Genomic DNA, 16,850 nt, shown 5'->3' on the forward strand with positions numbered 1-16,850 from the left:
GTAAAATGAAAGCTCTATTATTTATTTTAGTTAGTATGTTTTTTGTGGTGGAAGTATACGGGCAGTACAATGCTCCGGAGAGCGTAGTATATGATGCGCCGAGGCAAAGGTATTTAGTATCGAATGTGGGGGGTGCAGACATAAAAGCGATCAGCTCACAGGGCGTGGTAAGTCCATTTGTGACGGCGCCGGGATTCGCGGTGTACAGGGGAATGGTGATAGCGGGGGATAATCTATATGTGACGAATTTTGACAGGATGATGGGATACAGGCTGAGTGACGGGCAGGAAATTTTTAATGTGCAGGTGCCGATGGCAGGAAACATCACGTCTATGAACGACGTGGAAACCGACGGTAACGGGTTTATCTATGCATCCGATATGAACAACAACCGCATAATAAAATTCAACATAGCTACGGGAGCATTCTGGACATTCGCATCGGGAATAGATACTCCTAACGGATTATTGTATGACGCGCCCAGGAATAGGATGTTGGTTTGCACATACATAACATCAAATTCAGCGATATACGGAATCAATATGAGCGACTCATCTATTTCGACATTAGCAATCACACCGTTCCAACAGTTAGACGGGCTGACAAGGGACGATAATTATAACATATTCGTGTCGAGCTGGGGAACAGGTAGTGTGTATTATTATGACATCACTTTTTCTGCGCCTCCGATGCAGGTAGCAACGGGTATAAACGGACCGGCAGATATTTTTTACAACAGGATGACGGACACGCTTGTGATCCCGTCTTTCAACGGTAACTCGGTAAGCTTTATGCACTTTACAATAACAGGAATTCAGAATACAGGTAACAACATTGCAGACGAATATAAGCTCGAGCAGAACTACCCAAATCCGTTCAACCCGACAACAAATTTAAAATTTAAAATTAAAAATGAAAACTTTGTAAAGCTGAGCGTATTTGACGCATCAGGAAAAGAGGTGGCAGTGCTGGTAAATAGTAAACTAAACGCAGGTGAGTATGAGTACACATTCGACGGAGCAAAGCTATCGAGCGGGGTGTATTTTTACACGCTACAGACGGATGGATTTATCGAGACAAAGAAGATGATGCTAGTGAAGTAAGGAAAAATACTTGGCGACACTTTTTCAAACCCGCTTGAATGCGGGTTTTTTTATTTGTTCCATCAACCATAGTTTTACTCCAAAGACGTTTGTATTTAATGCATTTATCTGTTTAATAACATCCCGTTTTCTATACTCATCCTTTGCTTTCTTAGGATCTTCATTTAAGAGCGCGAGGTAGTTAACGATACCAAGGAATCCCGCTATAGTTTCACGGTATTGATCGGTCAATGAGCTTTCGTTTTTTAAGTAATGACGGCAGGTATCAACAGCTCCGAGTAATTGTTCATACATTTGCAGTTCATAATAAAGCTGAATCTGCATTATCTTAACCTGTATCTTCATGATAAAATTACTAAAGTTAGTCCGGCTGACGAAATCGAGTGACTTTTGTTTTTTACCAAGATGAAATGCAATGAACGCCTCGACATAGTTAAGACAGTTTTCTTTTTCATCCCCAGGAAGCCGGTTCTTATATTTGCCGATATAATTTTTCACGTAATTATGCTCACCGGCAAGAGTGCCTATCTTGACATGATTTAAAAAATCCGGATAAGGAAAAACAGAATTATTGTAAAACCCTTTTTCGAGCATTTCCCGCTGCATACCGAACATCTCACCGTGGAAAGATATGTCCCCGACTATATTATAGAGGTAAGCGCAGAAGCCTATTCTATGAATGTAGCTCATATAATTATCAGTAAATGTAAGCACATTGGAATATTTATTATGCACCTCTTTTACTTTGTAATAATGTTCCTTTTCACGATTCTCTTCGAGGAGAAGAATATATTTGTACAACAGGAATGTCGGGTTGTTCTCGGCTTCCGGTCCGGCGAGATATTGCTTTATTTCGTCCAGAAGTTTCATATCGTAATCGAAATTATTCTGTCTTTGTTCGTGGAACATCAACGTATAGAATTTCATAAGCCTGATCACGGAGAACAGAAAGAAATTATCGAACTCATCCTGAAGCATGTGAAAGACTGTATTTGGTTTCAGCTGGAAATTGTAATATATTTTTTCGGAAGTAAGCCTGTACAGATCGAAAAAATAGTTCTCATTTTTTATTTTCTTATCTAAGTGGGATCTTTCAACTTTTTTCAGCTCTGTTTCATAATGTTTTTCCAGTTTCCTTTTTCTCAGATCTTCAAGGAATAGGAGCTCTTTTTCAAATGTATTTTCCGACACCCTATGCTTTATAAAATCCATCGCCAAACCATATAAGTCCGAAATAACATTCTTAAGTTTAAAGTAGTCATACTTTTTCTCTTTGAAGATCTTTTTATAGACCAACTGTTCGGAAAGATCTTTTGATGAGAACTTTGGGTAATACCTTCCAATCACATCGAACAACTCTTCAGCTCTTTTACTGCGGTTAAAGTACGGCGAGCGCACAAAGTCTCCGAACCGTTTTATTTCCTGTTTTGAAAATGTTTTAAGAAGGTTTATTAACCGGGTATTCTTCACGATTTGAGGCTAAAAGTGAATAAGTTAAATTATTATAAATATAATACCTATATCAAAGCTCCGCTTAATGGCTGAGCTAAAAATTGATATATTTTTCTTTGTCAATCAATGACTAAATAATGTATGTTGAATTGCGTTATGATTAAATCTGAAAAAATTTTATTCCCCCAATTGCTGATCCTCCTCCCAGCAGTATGATCATAACGCAATCACTAAAGGGTTTTGGCTTTTGGGGGATATATAAAAGAGCAAAAGATGAAGGCATTAATAATATCTATTTTTTTACTTCTTAGCTGGCTATCAACTACTGGATTTTCACAGTGGAGTCCGACTATAACGGGAGGTCAATCCATAACATCTATTTCAGCAGTCAATAATGACGTAGTATGGGCAGTGAGCAGTGACAATAAAGTATTCCGAACAGATAACGGCGGGTCAACATGGTCGAGTTCAACTTTTGCATCAGCCCCTATCACTGTGTTCGGAATAGATCTCAGCAATGCATTAGTTGTAACAAATGATTTTGGTACTTCTCAAAGCAAGGTGTGGAGAACATCAGGCGGCGGCGGTAACTGGTCACAGGTGTTTTCTCAGATGAACGGTTATATAGAGGCAATTCACATATTTCCAAACGGGACAGGCATAATGGTGGGAGATGCAATAGGAGGCAGATGGTCGATATGGAAAACAACCGACAACGGTTTTACTTGGGATTCGTCAGGAATGTATCTGGCAGGGACAGGATTTATATTGCCAAATTGTCTCTATGCATCAGGAGGCAATTACGCATTCGGAACAAATACCGGGATATATGCGTCAACTAATTCAGGTTCTTCGTGGACATTCTCACCAACCTCCGGAATATCGGCAATATGGATAACCGGGAGCTCAGGTTTGGCGGGAGGAAGTAGTGCCGGGTACAAGACGACAAACGGAGGTATTTTATGGTCTTCATCTACATTACCGGCAGGAGGTACGGTGCAGGGAATTACAGGATACGGAAATACATTTTATATGACACTCGCAGGCACGTCAATATATAAAACCACCGATGCAGGCAGTAATTGGACACCGGACTTTACGTCACCCGATCTGAAGCTTGCGACAGCATTGTCCCGGAACGGTAACAGAGCCTGGGTTGGAGGAGCGACCGGTATTATATGGAGAACCACAACACTGGCATCGATCACTTTACAAACCAATGAAATCCCCGGAGAATATTCCCTCGAGCAGAACTATCCGAACCCGTTCAATCCGACGACAAATTTAAAATTTAAAATTAAAAGTGAAAACATTGTAAAGCTGAGCGTTTTTGACGCAGCAGGAAAAGAGGTAGCAGTACTGGTAAATGGCAAACTAAACGCAGGTGAGTACGAATACACGCTTGACGGCTCGAAGCTATCGAGCGGTGTGTATTTTTACACGCTGCAGACGGAAGGATTTGTAGAGACAAAGAAGATGATGCTAGTGAAGTAATTTTGATCAGATAAATATTCTTAACCCCCCGCCTTTACGAGGCTCCCCCCTTTGTAAAAGGGGGGATTTTTAATTAGTGCACCCCTAAAATGTCAGCTCTTCAGGGTTTAGTTGTTGTTGGTGACGCTTCACTCAAACACCAACAACGGCGGTCGTTTCTTTAAAATGGGGGATTTTTTATTTGGATAATTCCTCGAATTTTTTGGCGAGCCAGTCCCAGCTTTCGATAGTCTCAGGGATTTTCTTAATATCTTTGAGGGTCAGCTCCGCCTCGACGGGGTCGGGTTCGTTTGTTAGTTTTAACAGACCGGAGTAGTATTTCAGGAAATTAAGATTATTAATGCGGAGGTCATCAGATACGTCAGGGGTGTTTTTGAAATATTTATACGTAGTATCATGCATGTAGTAAGCTTGGTCGAAAAGTTTAAGTTCATAATACAACTGCATGAGCAGGATCTTTACATCCCTTTTTAAAAGAAACGTTCCATACTTGACCTTAGAGAGATACTCCAGGCTTTTCTCGAATTTATCCAGGTCGAATAAAAGCAGAGCCATAGAAAAATTCAGCATATTATTCCGGTTAGCCGGTTTGAGTTTATCTGCGTAACCGTTTATAAACTTCTCCGACCATTTGTAATCTTGATTTTCAAGCGACGCAATGAGAATGTTCCTGAAAAGAAAAAGCGGCATGTATTTTTCTTTAGAGGTTTTATAAATATCTTTTTCTATAGTTGTCTTCATCAGATCATACTGCTTCCTGTTCATGACTTTAACCGCTTCCTTATCGGGGGACAGGTTCATTTTGAGCTGGTTAACGTTCATAATGCTTCTGAATATATAGACCTTTTCATCCAGGGAATAAGAATCGAAATTTTCAAAAAATGCTTCCTCTGACCTATCTATCCACTTCAATCCTTTTTTATCGGTAATACCTCTGGAGAGATAGTACACTGTTTCGAGAAGCTTGAGGTACGGGTGCTTTTTCGAATCAGCGAAGAGCTTATCGAGGTTTGCATTACTTAATGACATATCCAGTAGCACCGCGTCCGGCTCTATATTATAATATGTTTCGGCAATAAACTTATCCGCAATACTCCTCAATGACCTTAATAGCGAAAGCCCTATACTGCAGTCTGCTTTTCTCAAGGAATGTTTAAACTGCGATGCAAAATCATTTTTCCTGATATAAAAGGTCATCAAGAGGTCCTCGTAAGCAAAGCGGTATCTAAAAAAAGCGTCGAGTTGAAAGTTAGCGCTTACAATAACCTTATCGAGTTTTTTTGCTAGTTTTTCAAACGAGCCGTCCATTCCCCGCTCGGCGAGCTGTCTCAATAAAGAAAGATCCTGCTCTATTTCATTTTTTTCATACTCCAGTGCAGATAGGAACTGGCACGCGGATTCAAAGAGGTAAAACGCCTCTAATGCAAACCGGGCTTTATCAAACTTTTCTCCCGGCAATATCGCCTTGTAAACGTTTTCATCTGTAAATTTCGGGCTGTCAAAATTGGGATAGTATTTTTTTACAGCATCAAAATGCCGGGAGACATCACGTCTCCTGCTTTTTCCGGGAGAATGGACAAACCCTTCGAACTCCTTAAACTCTTTTTTCGAGAAAGTTTTCAGGAGCTTGATCGCGGTTGTATTTTTCACGGCAGTTTTTTTGCAATAATTAGGAAGAATGTGGCTCATTTAAGATACTATATTTTAACGACATAGTACAGTTACAAAATTGTTAAGCCGGCAAAGTTACCTCAATATTCGCAAAATAATTCTTTGCACGAAGGGTATATGCATTATTATCTTAGGAGCAATTGATCAAGAAAGCATGAAAATGAACGGAAAAACAAACGAAGATCTAATAGAAAAAATAAAAATCTGCAAAGAATTGATCCGTGAGGGATTTTACAATGGAAATATGAAATACAACGATTCGGAAATTACAGAAATAATAATGATAAGCGGTTATTTAGAAAATCTATCAAAAAGAAAAAAGAGCAATATATCGAATTCAGAGGAATCAGATCTGAAGGCGATGTTTTCCCGGTTAGACAAGATTGTAAAAAATACTAATAAAAATATAAGGAGGATAAAACCTTGAAAAGACCTTTAATCTCTCTTTTATTATTGCTGTTAATCACGGCGTGCATGCCGAAAATCACTTCCGCCCAGGTAAATAACCAGATAAAATGGATACATCCAACTCCCCAGGGCAATGACCTATTCTGGATAAAAAGGTGGGACGCGAATAACTGGTACGCATGCGGTGCCGGGGCAACCTTTATGAAAACGACAAATGGAGGAAATACCTGGACCGTATTGAATAACATTTTCAAGGGTAACGGATCAACGAGCTTATTTGACGGGTATTTTTCGGATATGAATACGGGCTTGCTATGCGGTCGCGTCGGGAAGGTACTGAAAACCACGAACGGCGGCACAAGCTGGGATACATCCGGGGCGGTTATTTCTTCGGGTATAGTCTGGACCGGGATGCATTTTTTAAACTCCAGTACAGGGTTTATTTCGGGCAACTCTCCCTCAACCATTGCAAAAACTACGGATGGCGGAGCTACGTGGGACACGCTCCCGGGAGGGACACCGACCAGCTATTACGATGTCTATGCAAAAGACACAAGTAATATCATACTGGCGAGCTTAAGCGGTAACATACGTAAAACAACAAACGGAGGACAAAACTGGAGCACGATAAGCACAGGAATAGCGGGCAGTATACAAAAGGTGAATTTTTTAAATAGCAATACCGGGTATGCTGTTAGTATAAACGGAAAAGTGAGCATGACGACAAACTTTGGAAGCAGCTGGACAAATATGTCGGGTTCTCTCCCCAATACTCCTTATCAGGATATAGATTTTGCAAATATATCCTCAGTGGATTATGTATATATAACGGGAAATCCAACCAATATATACAGAGCGCCCGTAGGAACAACTTCATGGGATACGGTTCAGATACTTGCTCCTTCGCAGATTATTTCAGACAGGTTATACAGTACTGATATAAGCGTGATGGGGGACACACTTATAACCGCGGGTAATTTCGGGCTAATAAATGCAAGATACAACCCCTCGAACAGGAAATCATATACAAATATCTTAAAAACAGGAACCATGCAAAGTATCTGGGCAGAGAGCACAAACGGGCGGGTCATCACTGCAGGGAGCCCAACGACATCAACCACATTCGACCAGGTAATGTATTCGACGAATGGGGGGACAGACTGGCAAATAGCAAATTTCCCTAATACGGACGATGGGGGAATGGTCTCCCTGAGTATGGTCAATTCCCTGACAGGTTATACTACCGGCAGTAACTCCAATGTGTTCAAAACCACGGACGGGGGAGAGAACTGGACAGAACTTACTTCACCTTTACTATTCTCCATGCCGGGCGCAGGCAGAGGCGCGAGTGGTTTTTCGGCTATATCATTTCCCGATGTAAATACCGGGTATGTATTTGGCGACGGCTCATTTAAAACAACGAACGGAGGTATAAACTGGACACCTTATGTATCCGGTCACGGGAGCAGCTATATTTACGGGTCGTATTTTATAAACTCAAATACCGGCTGGACCGGCGGAGACGACGGTTTACTGTATAAAACGACTAACGGCGGCGCAAGCGTAACCGTTCAAAATTCGGGAATGACAGGTACAATCAATTCAATTCAAATGCTGGATGCAAATACGGGATGGTTTGCCGGCGATGATGGAAATTTAAGAAAAACCACGAACGGGGGTGCCAACTGGGACAGCGTGGCGGTACCGGTCTCATCGACACTTGAGTCGGTTTATTTTATAGACCCGCTGAACGGGATGGTAACTGTAAGCGGCGGTGATGTTTTAAGAACCCGGGACGGCGGAAATTCATGGGAAATACTTAATACTCCAAGAAGTACAGCAAATTGTGTTTACATGACTGCTACAAACAGGGCTTTTTTATGCGGGGCTAATTCCGGAGTATGGAGATATGAAGAGACCATGACCGGGACCGAGCTTACGTTCACAAATGAAGTACCGTCAGAGTATCATCTGGAGCAGAACTACCCGAACCCTTTTAATCCCTCGACTACGATAAAATTTGCTCTCCCCGAGCAGGGAACGGTATCGCTCAAAATATTTGACATTGCCGGCAGGGAGGCTGCCTCTCTATTAGATAATGCAGAGCTGAACCGGGGCACGTTCGAGCAGAGGTTCGACGGAAGCGGACTGGCGAGCGGAGTATATTTTTATTCGCTGGCAGTCGATGGGCAGATCGTCAGTACTAAAAAGATGATGCTGGTAAAGTAAAGTCTTTCAAGTAAGAATCCATTAGGCGTCCTGTATAACATACAGGGCGTTTTTATTTTTGTAGTTCTTTGATCTTTCGGGTAAACCATGCACGGGATGGAAGTACATCCATATCTTCAGCTCTTTTCAAGAGAAGATCCATGTCTTTTGTATTGGCGGTGGAGCGGGCTTTGAAGAGAGAAGAATAAATAGTAATAAAGTTTTTGAATTTACGCATATAATTACGTGAAAAATCTTTGTTGTATTTTACGTAGTGTTTGTATGTAGCTATGAGTGACTCGGCCTGGTCGAGTAGACCAAGTTCGTAGTATATCATAAGGAGCAGGTTTTTGATATCCAGCTTATAAGTAAACATATCATATTGTATCTTTGAAGCGTACTCAAGTGCATTCTCAAACTTTCCTCTTTCAAATTCCAGTTTTGATAGTGCAAAGTTCTTCATATTATCCCTTCCGTCCGGGCGCAGTAAGGGTGTACAATCTTTGATAAAATTTTCGAGCCAGTCATACTCTTTAGCCTTTATGGCTGAGTATACAACATTTCTGTAATTCATCAATTCAAGAGAAACATAGTCGGCTGAAGTTAAAGCATTTTCATCTTTGAGCTGTTTGCAAATCTCGAATTCCATACGAATGAAACTATTATCGCCTTTGCTAAAGCGTTGGATACAATATGAATAAAAGTCATTGAGAACAAAATATTTTTCGATGCGGGAATATTTTTCTATGTTCTTATTAAAGACATCCCTTGCTTTGTGAAATGACTCCGTATCATCCGGGTTAGAATAAAACCTGTTAGTATAATAGTACAGCTCAAGTAGCCAAAGGTAAGGGTATTTACGTTTTCTCAGGTTCGCCAGGATGCGCTCAAACTCTAAGCCTTCCCATAATACATCCACAAGTGTGTTTTCCATTTTAGCCTTATATGTCCCGGATACCTTACTCCTGTAATTAATACTTTTTATAAAGCGGGTAAGGAAGGTCAGGGCATTATATTCAGCTGCCTTTCCGATTAAAGGTATTGCTTTATCATGGCGATTGATCTTTAAAAAATAGCTGTACTTAAGAGATGCAATCTTTTCGTTAAGTATAAACGCTGAATCATGGTCAAAGGGCAGTTTATCGATCTTTTTTTCGAGAGAGTTCATAGTGCCGGCAAATAATTTGAGGTTCTCTCTGTTCCAATAGGTATTAAAAAGTTTTGATTCGAATTCAAGCGGGTCGTTTTTAAAGCTTTCATTAATAATAAACTGTTCAGCGAGACGTGTCAGAGCAGTAGTGACGTTTTTGAACTTCATCTCACTGTACTTCTCACTGGGGAAGAGTTTTTTAAAAACGGTCTTTTTGTCCAGCTTTGGTGAATCAAATTCGGGATGATAGGGCTTCAGAATCGAATACAACCCTTCCACATTCCTACCTGTGCTAAAGTATGGTGATGCAATGAACTTTTCGAAGTCCTTGATCTCATTTACAGAGAAGGTCTTCAGAATCTGAATTAATTTGCTATCATTCACAGATGTTTTATTTATTAAGTTCTTTCAATTTTTCCATCAACCAATTACCGGAATAAACGGATTTTTTTGCATTTAATTGATCAATGAGCTTTCCAACGCTAGTTGTTTTATTTCCCGTTTTTGCTTTAAGAAGTTTTGTATAAAAGTTAAGGAAGTTCTGGAACATAATTGTATTACTGGAACCGAGTTTACCGGTTTTTAAATACTGCCGGAATGTATTAATGAACGAAAATGCCTGCTCATAAAGGTCAAGTTCATAAAAAGTCTTAAGCAGTAAGCCTTTGATATCGGATTTATAGAAAAATACGTCATAGGTGATCTTGCTGAGATCTTCCAACGCCAATTCAAAATTCCCCTGTTCGAAGTTTATGCTGGCTTTGGTAAAATGCTTCATCGATTCTCTATATTCAGGTTTTAGTTTACCGGAATATTTTTTCATAAATTGTACAAGCCAGTCATATTCCCTGAGCATCAACGACAGCAGCATCACATTTCTATAAAGTATGATACTTATATACTCGCTTTTGGAAACAGTGAAGCTATCCTGTTCCATCATAACCTTGTAAACTTTCATTTCTTCGTTAATATATGAATTATTTCCTCTATGCTCGTTCCTTACGCTAAAATCAATAATGTCATTAAAGAAGAAATATTTTTCACGGCGAGAGAATTTATCGATATTGGGATAAAAAATTTTCTTAAATTTTTCGAAAGAATTTTTATCGCTGAGATCCCGCGTAAAGCAGAAACAGTAATAGTACAACTCCAACATCCAAACCATCGAATATTTCTTCTTTTTTAGATCACCTATTAACTTTTCAAAATCAAGAAAGTCTATAACAGAATCAAACAAAGTATTTTCCAACGGGATATTATAGGCTTCTTTTATCTGCACTTTTTCTCTTTCCCGCCTCAAAGACGCAATAAGAAACGAAAGAGTAAAATAGCCAGCATATCTATCACGTTCTTTAAAGACATTCGGGAAGTCACTCACCATATAATGATATTCTTCTTTCAAACGGGCGGTCCTCTCCTGTTTTGAAAAGAGATCTACCGAATCAAAGGGGAGTTTCTCTAAACCCTTTTCAAGAAGTTTGAGTGAATTGGAAAGGAGCTTTTCATTTCCACGGATCTTAAACTGAAAGGCTGTAAGATAATTAGCGTTAAACTGATCAGAGTCAAACCGCTCGTAAGCAAGAAATCTCCCCGCGAGATTTGTCAAGGCGGTAGTGACATTCTTAAGCTTCATCTCACTGAACTTCTCTCCGGGGAAGAGTTTCTTAAATATATTTTTTTTATCCAGCTTTGGTGAATCAAATTCGGGATGATAGGGCTTCAGGATCGAGTACAACCCTTCCACATTCCTACCTGTACTAAAGTATGGTGATGCAATGAACTTTTCGAAATTCTTTGCCTCGTCCGGAGAAAAAGATTTTAATATCTGTAAAAGTTTACCACTATGCATTAATAAAAAGGGTCTATTTTATTGAAACTAATATACCTCCGGAGTTCAAAAGTTAAAAGGGGAAAGTTAAAATTCAGCTTAAAATCGTCGTTTTTGCCAATTTCGGATGTGAATTTTCCATGAAACTATTTAAAAAAATTTGTTTGAAGTGAACACCGGTACAGGAGTAATTTTGTGTAAAGAATTTAAAAAAGATGGATATGCTAACAAAAATAAAAAAGGAATTAAACATTCTAAACGGAATGATAACAGAGGCGAACAGCGATATTGTGAAAATGATAATCGTATCGGCTGAAGCAGAAATGTTTTTGAGGAAGAAGGATCTTTCCCCCAATAAAGCAGAAGCGATCGAGAACAAACTTTTCAGGATAATAGAAGAAATAAAAAAATCGAAAATAAAAAAATCTTACCAGGAGGATTTAAAATGAAAGTATTTAAGAAACTAATAATACTATTGTTCATTTTTATTACATCACAAGGCATGGCTCAGCCCGGAACGTGGCTCCCATTGGGATCAGGAACAAATAGTACAGTTTACACCCTTGCTGCTGATGGAGATACTATTTATGCAGGTGGATTATTTACAAGAGCGGGAGGAAATACTGTAAACCGCATAGCCAAATGGGATGGCACAAGTTGGTCTGCGCTTGGCACAGGGTTTAACAATAGCGTCTTTTCACTTGTTGTAAAAAATGGAATTGTCTATGCGGCAGGTCAATTTACCACTGCGGGCGGTACTCCTGCATTCCGCATAGCCAAATGGGATGGTACGAGCTGGTCACCGCTAGGTTCAGGTTTAAATGACCAGGTCTCTGAAATTGTCTTTATAGGGAATGACCTTTATGCTTGCGGTACCTTTACCGAGGCAGGCGGAAACCCGGCTAACCGCGTCGCCAAATGGGACGGCACAAGTTGGTCTGCGCTCGATTCAGGGTTAAACAATACAGTTATCAATTTGGCTACAGATGGGGTTAATCTTTACGCGGGTGGTTACTTTACACAAGCAGGCGGAATTCCTGCAAATCGCATTGCAAAATGGGATGGCGCAAACTGGTCAGCGCTTGGATCAGGTTTAAATAACATTACGCAGTCAATTGCAATTGCGGGCAACAATCTTTATGTCGGCGGCTATTTTTCCGAGGCAGGTGGTGTTCCCGTAAACTTTGTTGCCAAATGGAACGGTACCAGCTGGTCAGCGCTTGGTCCCGGAGTAAACAGTATTGTCATATCCGTTATAACATCAGGTAATGATGTATATATTGGAGGAAATTTTCAGATGTCCGGCACGGATTCCGTAAGAAGAGTTGCCAAATGGAACGGAGCGAGCTGGTCACCGATCGGACAGGGGACGAGCAGTGCGGTATTTAGTCTATTACATTATAATAATAATTTGTATACAGGCGGCTCTTTTTCTCAAGCGGGGGATACCGCAGCCAGCAGAATAGCGGTATTTGTGTATGTACCTCCTGCGCCTATCAATTTAACTCACAGCCTCCCATCACCCGGGGCTGTTCAACTTGATTGGTCTGAGTTTCAGTCAAATGAAGACGGATTTGTCCTTCAAAGGAGGGATCTGCCGGATACAAACTGGGTGACCATAGATACAACCGGTAAGAATATCCATTCATACCTTGATACAGGACTGACTCCGGGAAGTTATTCATACAGATTATACGCTTATAATGTATCAGGCAACTCAGGATATTCAAATACAATACCCGTAAATGTACTATCTCCACCGAATCCTCCGCACAGTTTATCGTTAAGTGTGCTTGAAGTAGGAGTAGTTTTTCTGAGCTGGACGGACAGTTCGAGTACGGAGAATGGTTTTGTTGTTCAAAGAAGGGATAATATAAATACGAACTGGGTAAACACCGACACCACGATCACAGATTCTGTAACATCTATACAAACGGGATTGATAGTTGGAAGAACTTATGACTGGAGGGTGTATGCGTATAATACAGGCGGTAACTCGGGTTATTCGAATATGGTTTCAACTATGATAACGGGCATTGAAAGCACAGGCTCACTTCCTGATGAGTACGCCCTCTATAACAACTATCCTAATCCATTCAATCCAACGACTAAGATAAAGTTTGATATACCAAAGAGCGGTGTAGTGAAGCTGGATATCTACGATGTTTTGGGCAGGCAGGTAAGCACGCTCGTGAATAACGAACTGACTGCGGGCAGGTATGAGATAGAATGGAACGCGGGTAGTTATTCGAGCGGGATTTATTTTTACAGGATAGAAACGGATGGGTTTGTCGAGGTAAAACGAATGACTCTTGTAAAATAAAAAATATTAACATTAACTATAATAGCATAAAATGAAAAGGATTACAACAACAGTACTTGCGATAGCTATTTTTTTACTATTGGCACAAAGCAATGCGAATGCCGGGGGCGGCATATCAGGTAACAAAACAATACCGGGGGATTATCCCACCGTCGCCTCCGCGATTAACGATCTAAACGGCAACGGTGTAGGCGCTGGCGGTGTTACTTTTAATATTGCGCCGGGATATACCGAGACTATTCCTGCCGGAGGTTATAAGATAGACATCGTTACTAACCTACCTACCGTGTCCAGCCCGGTTGTATTTCAACGTAGCGGAGCAGGGACTAACCCCAAATTACAAACTGACGCCGGAGGTTCGGGAGTAATATCGGTAACCACATTGGGAACGTATGGTGATGCGATCATAGAACTGGTTGGCACGGATTACATAACATTCAGCAATATAGATTTTGTAGAGAATTACACCGGCACGTCACAGACGCTTAGAACGGAATTTGGTATTGTAATGCTAAGGAAGTCTTCTACGGACGGGTGTAAATATGTTACAATAACGGGATGCACGATATTACAGCAACAGACAAATACATTGTCACTATGCATAGCAGCTTTGAGCAGGGATACAGCCGGTACCACAACTAATGCAACGACAATAAGCGGAAGACACGAACACATTTCAATACAGGGGTGTACGCTGAATAACAGCTACAACGGAATGATGTTTATCGGTTCATCATCATCACCGCCTTATGATCTTTATGACCATTTCTTTGATGTAGGAAGCATCACCGGAAATACTCTGATAAATATCGGAAGCGGGTTATCTAACGGTGTTTCAAACTATACCAGGCTTGGATTTTACATCACAAACCAGGACAGTATAAACATCAGCAATAATACCATAAGAGTAAATACGGGAAATCAGAACGGATCGGCAATGGCAATTTTAATGAGCAGCGGTAATAATACAACAGTAACAGTCGATAATAACGACATATCCGATACTTGCGGAGGTTCAACCATCGCCCACTATGCTATCTATGCAAATATGGGCGCAAATGGCACCGATAACCTGGTCAGCATAACTAATAACAAAATACACAGCTGCAGATATGACGGCGCAACCACAGCAACTAATTATTACATATATGTAGGAGTGCACATATATAAAATAAATATATCAGGAAATACGATAAGGGATAATTACGTCGGTAATGGCAGTTCCACTGCGAGGAGTACTCAATACGGAATTTACGTTTCAGCGCTAAGTTTTATCTCTGGATCAATGCTTACAATTTCTGATAATGAAATAAAAAATCTAAGACGGTTTCAATCAGCACCCGGTCAGGGACATACTTATGGCGTATACCTCTCAACCGCGGGAGAGAGCTATGAAATCAGTGGCAACATAATAGACAGTATATACAATCCTGCTCCCGGAGGAACCCTGACAGCGATTTACAGTCAATATACAGCTCCCGGAAAGCAAAGCATACATGATAATACGATCAGGAATTTATTTAAAGAATTGAGTAACAACACAATACGAGGTATTCACAATAACAATAATACGGATACGATCGAGATTTACAATAACACAATATTCAATCTTTTAAGTGATTCAGGTGCAGGGCGTGTAGACGGGATCTACTGTTTCGGTTCACAGGCAGACGGATATGAAAGTATTTATGATAATACTTTATACAACCTTGTCAATAACAGCACCGGAAATACAACGGGAATCTTTACACAGAACTCGAACGGTTCGGATAACAGGACAATTAATGTAAGCGGGAATGAGGTTCATGATGTTGTAAATGAAGGTGCGGGACAGACGGGAGGTATTTTCGTCGATGGCAGCAGTATGGGAAACATATCGGCAAACCGTGTTTACAACATTATCAATGAAGGAGCTGACGAAGTAACCTATAGTCCTGCATATGGAATGCTGCTAGATGGAAGCGCGGGTTATACGAATTATAATGTGTTTAATAATATGATTAGCGAGATATACGCGCCTTTGGATAATTCGGGGTATGGTATACCGGGGCTATGGATAGACGGCGGTGATACTGCGAATATTTTTTATAATACCATTTATATGGATGGGAGCTCACCGGGTACGAACTCAGCCAGTTTTGCTTTGTATCTAAACGGGAACACCGATGCTACATTAAAGAATAACATTCTTGTAAACAAATTTACCACCGGAACAACAATTGGCATATTTAATACAGGTGGAGCCATCTATAATCCTGCTTCGAACAATAATAACGTATATGTATCCGGCGGACCGCTTAACATATACTATCTCGACAGCATGACTCTTCATACCACATTTAGCGCGTTTCAGACGGCGGTAGCACCGGCGGAAACAAATTCATTTACAGAAAACAGTCCATTTATGAATGTATCCTCGCACCCATACAATCTGGATATGAAGACAAATGTGGCTACACTCTGTGAAGGCGGGGCAATGCCGATAGCAGGAATAACGACGGATATACACGGCACGACAAGAAACCCGACAATGCCCGACGTGGGGGCGGATGAGTTCAATGGGATCGGTCCTATCACGCAGGCTCCCGTGCTGGTATATCCGGCTAATAATGCTGTACTGGTAGAAGTAAACCCCTTAATGAACTGGGATGACGTTGGCAGTGCAGTAAATTACCACATACAGATATCGACCGATTCCACTTTCGGAAGCACACTAGTGGATGTCGATACCGTAACATCATCACAATTGCAGCTAGGCAATAACTTTCTCGCCGTCAATACAAAATACTACTGGAGAGTGAGCGGAAAGAATACCCTGGGAGAAGGACCTTTCTCATCCGTATGGAATTTTACTACCGGCGTAACTAATATAGAGCCTTCATCATTACCGACTGTCTATGAGCTATACCAAAACTACCCTAACCCATTCAACCCAACAACAAAGATAAAGTTCGACATACCAAAGTCGGGTTTTGTATCGTTGAAAGTTTATGATATTACCGGCAGGGAGATAGCTACGCTAGTTAATAACGACCTGGAGCCACAGAGATATGAGGTAGAGTGGAATGGATCACAATTTGCCAGCGGAGTGTATTTTTTCCGGATTACGGCAGGTGACTTTGTGAAGGTACAGAAGATGATATTGGTGAAGTAGAGACTGTCATTCCTTCAGGTTTCTTTGGTTGAACCCTGATCTTACAAAGGCGTCCCTGT

Annotated in this window: 11 protein-coding genes; 7 read left to right on the forward strand and 4 right to left on the reverse strand. The window is 40.7% G+C overall.

Annotated features, from left to right (window positions below; all coding sequences use genetic code 11):
• Window positions 1-5: 5 nt before the first annotated feature.
• Complete coding sequence (locus H6614_08130) at window positions 6-1,103, forward strand: T9SS type A sorting domain-containing protein (GenBank protein ID MCB9243624.1); 1,098 nt, start codon at window positions 6-8, stop codon at window positions 1,101-1,103.
• Between the two features lie 24 nt (window positions 1,104-1,127).
• On the opposite strand, the gene H6614_08135 is transcribed toward H6614_08130, so the two are convergent.
• Entirely contained in the window at window positions 1,128-2,573 is a 1,446-nt protein-coding gene (locus H6614_08135) for a hypothetical protein (GenBank protein MCB9243625.1), read from the reverse strand.
• Between the two features lie 255 nt (window positions 2,574-2,828).
• On the opposite strand from H6614_08135, the gene H6614_08140 reads away from it, so the two are divergent.
• Complete coding sequence (locus tag H6614_08140) at window positions 2,829-4,049, forward strand: T9SS type A sorting domain-containing protein (GenBank protein MCB9243626.1); 1,221 nt, start codon at window positions 2,829-2,831, stop codon at window positions 4,047-4,049.
• Between the two features lie 177 nt (window positions 4,050-4,226).
• Here the strand turns inward: H6614_08140 and H6614_08145 are convergent, their stop codons facing one another.
• Window positions 4,227-5,699: a hypothetical protein gene (locus H6614_08145; protein MCB9243627.1), complete on the reverse strand. Its 1,473-nt coding sequence runs from the start codon at window positions 5,697-5,699 to the stop codon at window positions 4,227-4,229.
• Between the two features lie 181 nt (window positions 5,700-5,880).
• On the opposite strand from H6614_08145, the gene H6614_08150 reads away from it, so the two are divergent.
• Together H6614_08150 and H6614_08155 are read left to right on the forward strand one after the other, a co-directional pair.
• Window positions 5,881-6,147, forward strand: a complete 267-nt coding sequence (locus H6614_08150) for a hypothetical protein (protein MCB9243628.1) — start codon at window positions 5,881-5,883, stop codon at window positions 6,145-6,147.
• A gap of 47 nt (window positions 6,148-6,194) precedes the next feature.
• Window positions 6,195-8,357 (forward strand): T9SS type A sorting domain-containing protein, encoded by a 2,163-nt coding sequence (locus H6614_08155; protein MCB9243629.1) that lies wholly within the window; start codon window positions 6,195-6,197, stop codon window positions 8,355-8,357.
• Between the two features lie 52 nt (window positions 8,358-8,409).
• On the opposite strand, the gene H6614_08160 is transcribed toward H6614_08155, so the two are convergent.
• Together H6614_08160 and H6614_08165 are read right to left on the reverse strand one after the other, a co-directional pair.
• A complete protein-coding gene (locus tag H6614_08160; protein MCB9243630.1) occupies window positions 8,410-9,870 on the reverse strand; it encodes a hypothetical protein in 1,461 nt (486 codons plus the stop codon).
• Window positions 9,871-9,877: 7 nt separating this feature from the next.
• Window positions 9,878-11,335 carry a hypothetical protein gene (locus H6614_08165; GenBank protein ID MCB9243631.1) on the reverse strand — a complete coding sequence of 486 codons (1,458 nt, stop codon included), beginning with the start codon at window positions 11,333-11,335 and terminating at the stop codon, window positions 9,878-9,880.
• Between the two features lie 200 nt (window positions 11,336-11,535).
• Between H6614_08165 and H6614_08170 the strand changes: the two genes are divergently transcribed.
• Genes H6614_08170 through H6614_08180 form a run of 3 tightly spaced genes read left to right on the forward strand, consistent with a single transcriptional unit; the run spans window position 11,536 to window position 16,791 of the window.
• Window positions 11,536-11,763 carry a hypothetical protein gene (locus H6614_08170; GenBank protein MCB9243632.1) on the forward strand — a complete coding sequence of 76 codons (228 nt, stop codon included), beginning with the start codon at window positions 11,536-11,538 and terminating at the stop codon, window positions 11,761-11,763.
• A complete protein-coding gene (locus H6614_08175; GenBank protein ID MCB9243633.1) occupies window positions 11,760-13,637 on the forward strand; it encodes a T9SS type A sorting domain-containing protein in 1,878 nt (625 codons plus the stop codon). The genes H6614_08170 and H6614_08175 overlap by 4 nt, the downstream gene beginning before the upstream one ends.
• A gap of 31 nt (window positions 13,638-13,668) precedes the next feature.
• Complete coding sequence (locus H6614_08180) at window positions 13,669-16,791, forward strand: T9SS type A sorting domain-containing protein (GenBank protein ID MCB9243634.1); 3,123 nt, start codon at window positions 13,669-13,671, stop codon at window positions 16,789-16,791.
• Window positions 16,792-16,850: the final 59 nt, after the last annotated feature.

This window comes from Ignavibacteriales bacterium (genome assembly GCA_020635255.1).
In the GTDB taxonomy this organism is placed as follows: Bacteria; Bacteroidota; Ignavibacteria; order Tepidaquicellales; family Tepidaquicellaceae; genus JAEYVS01.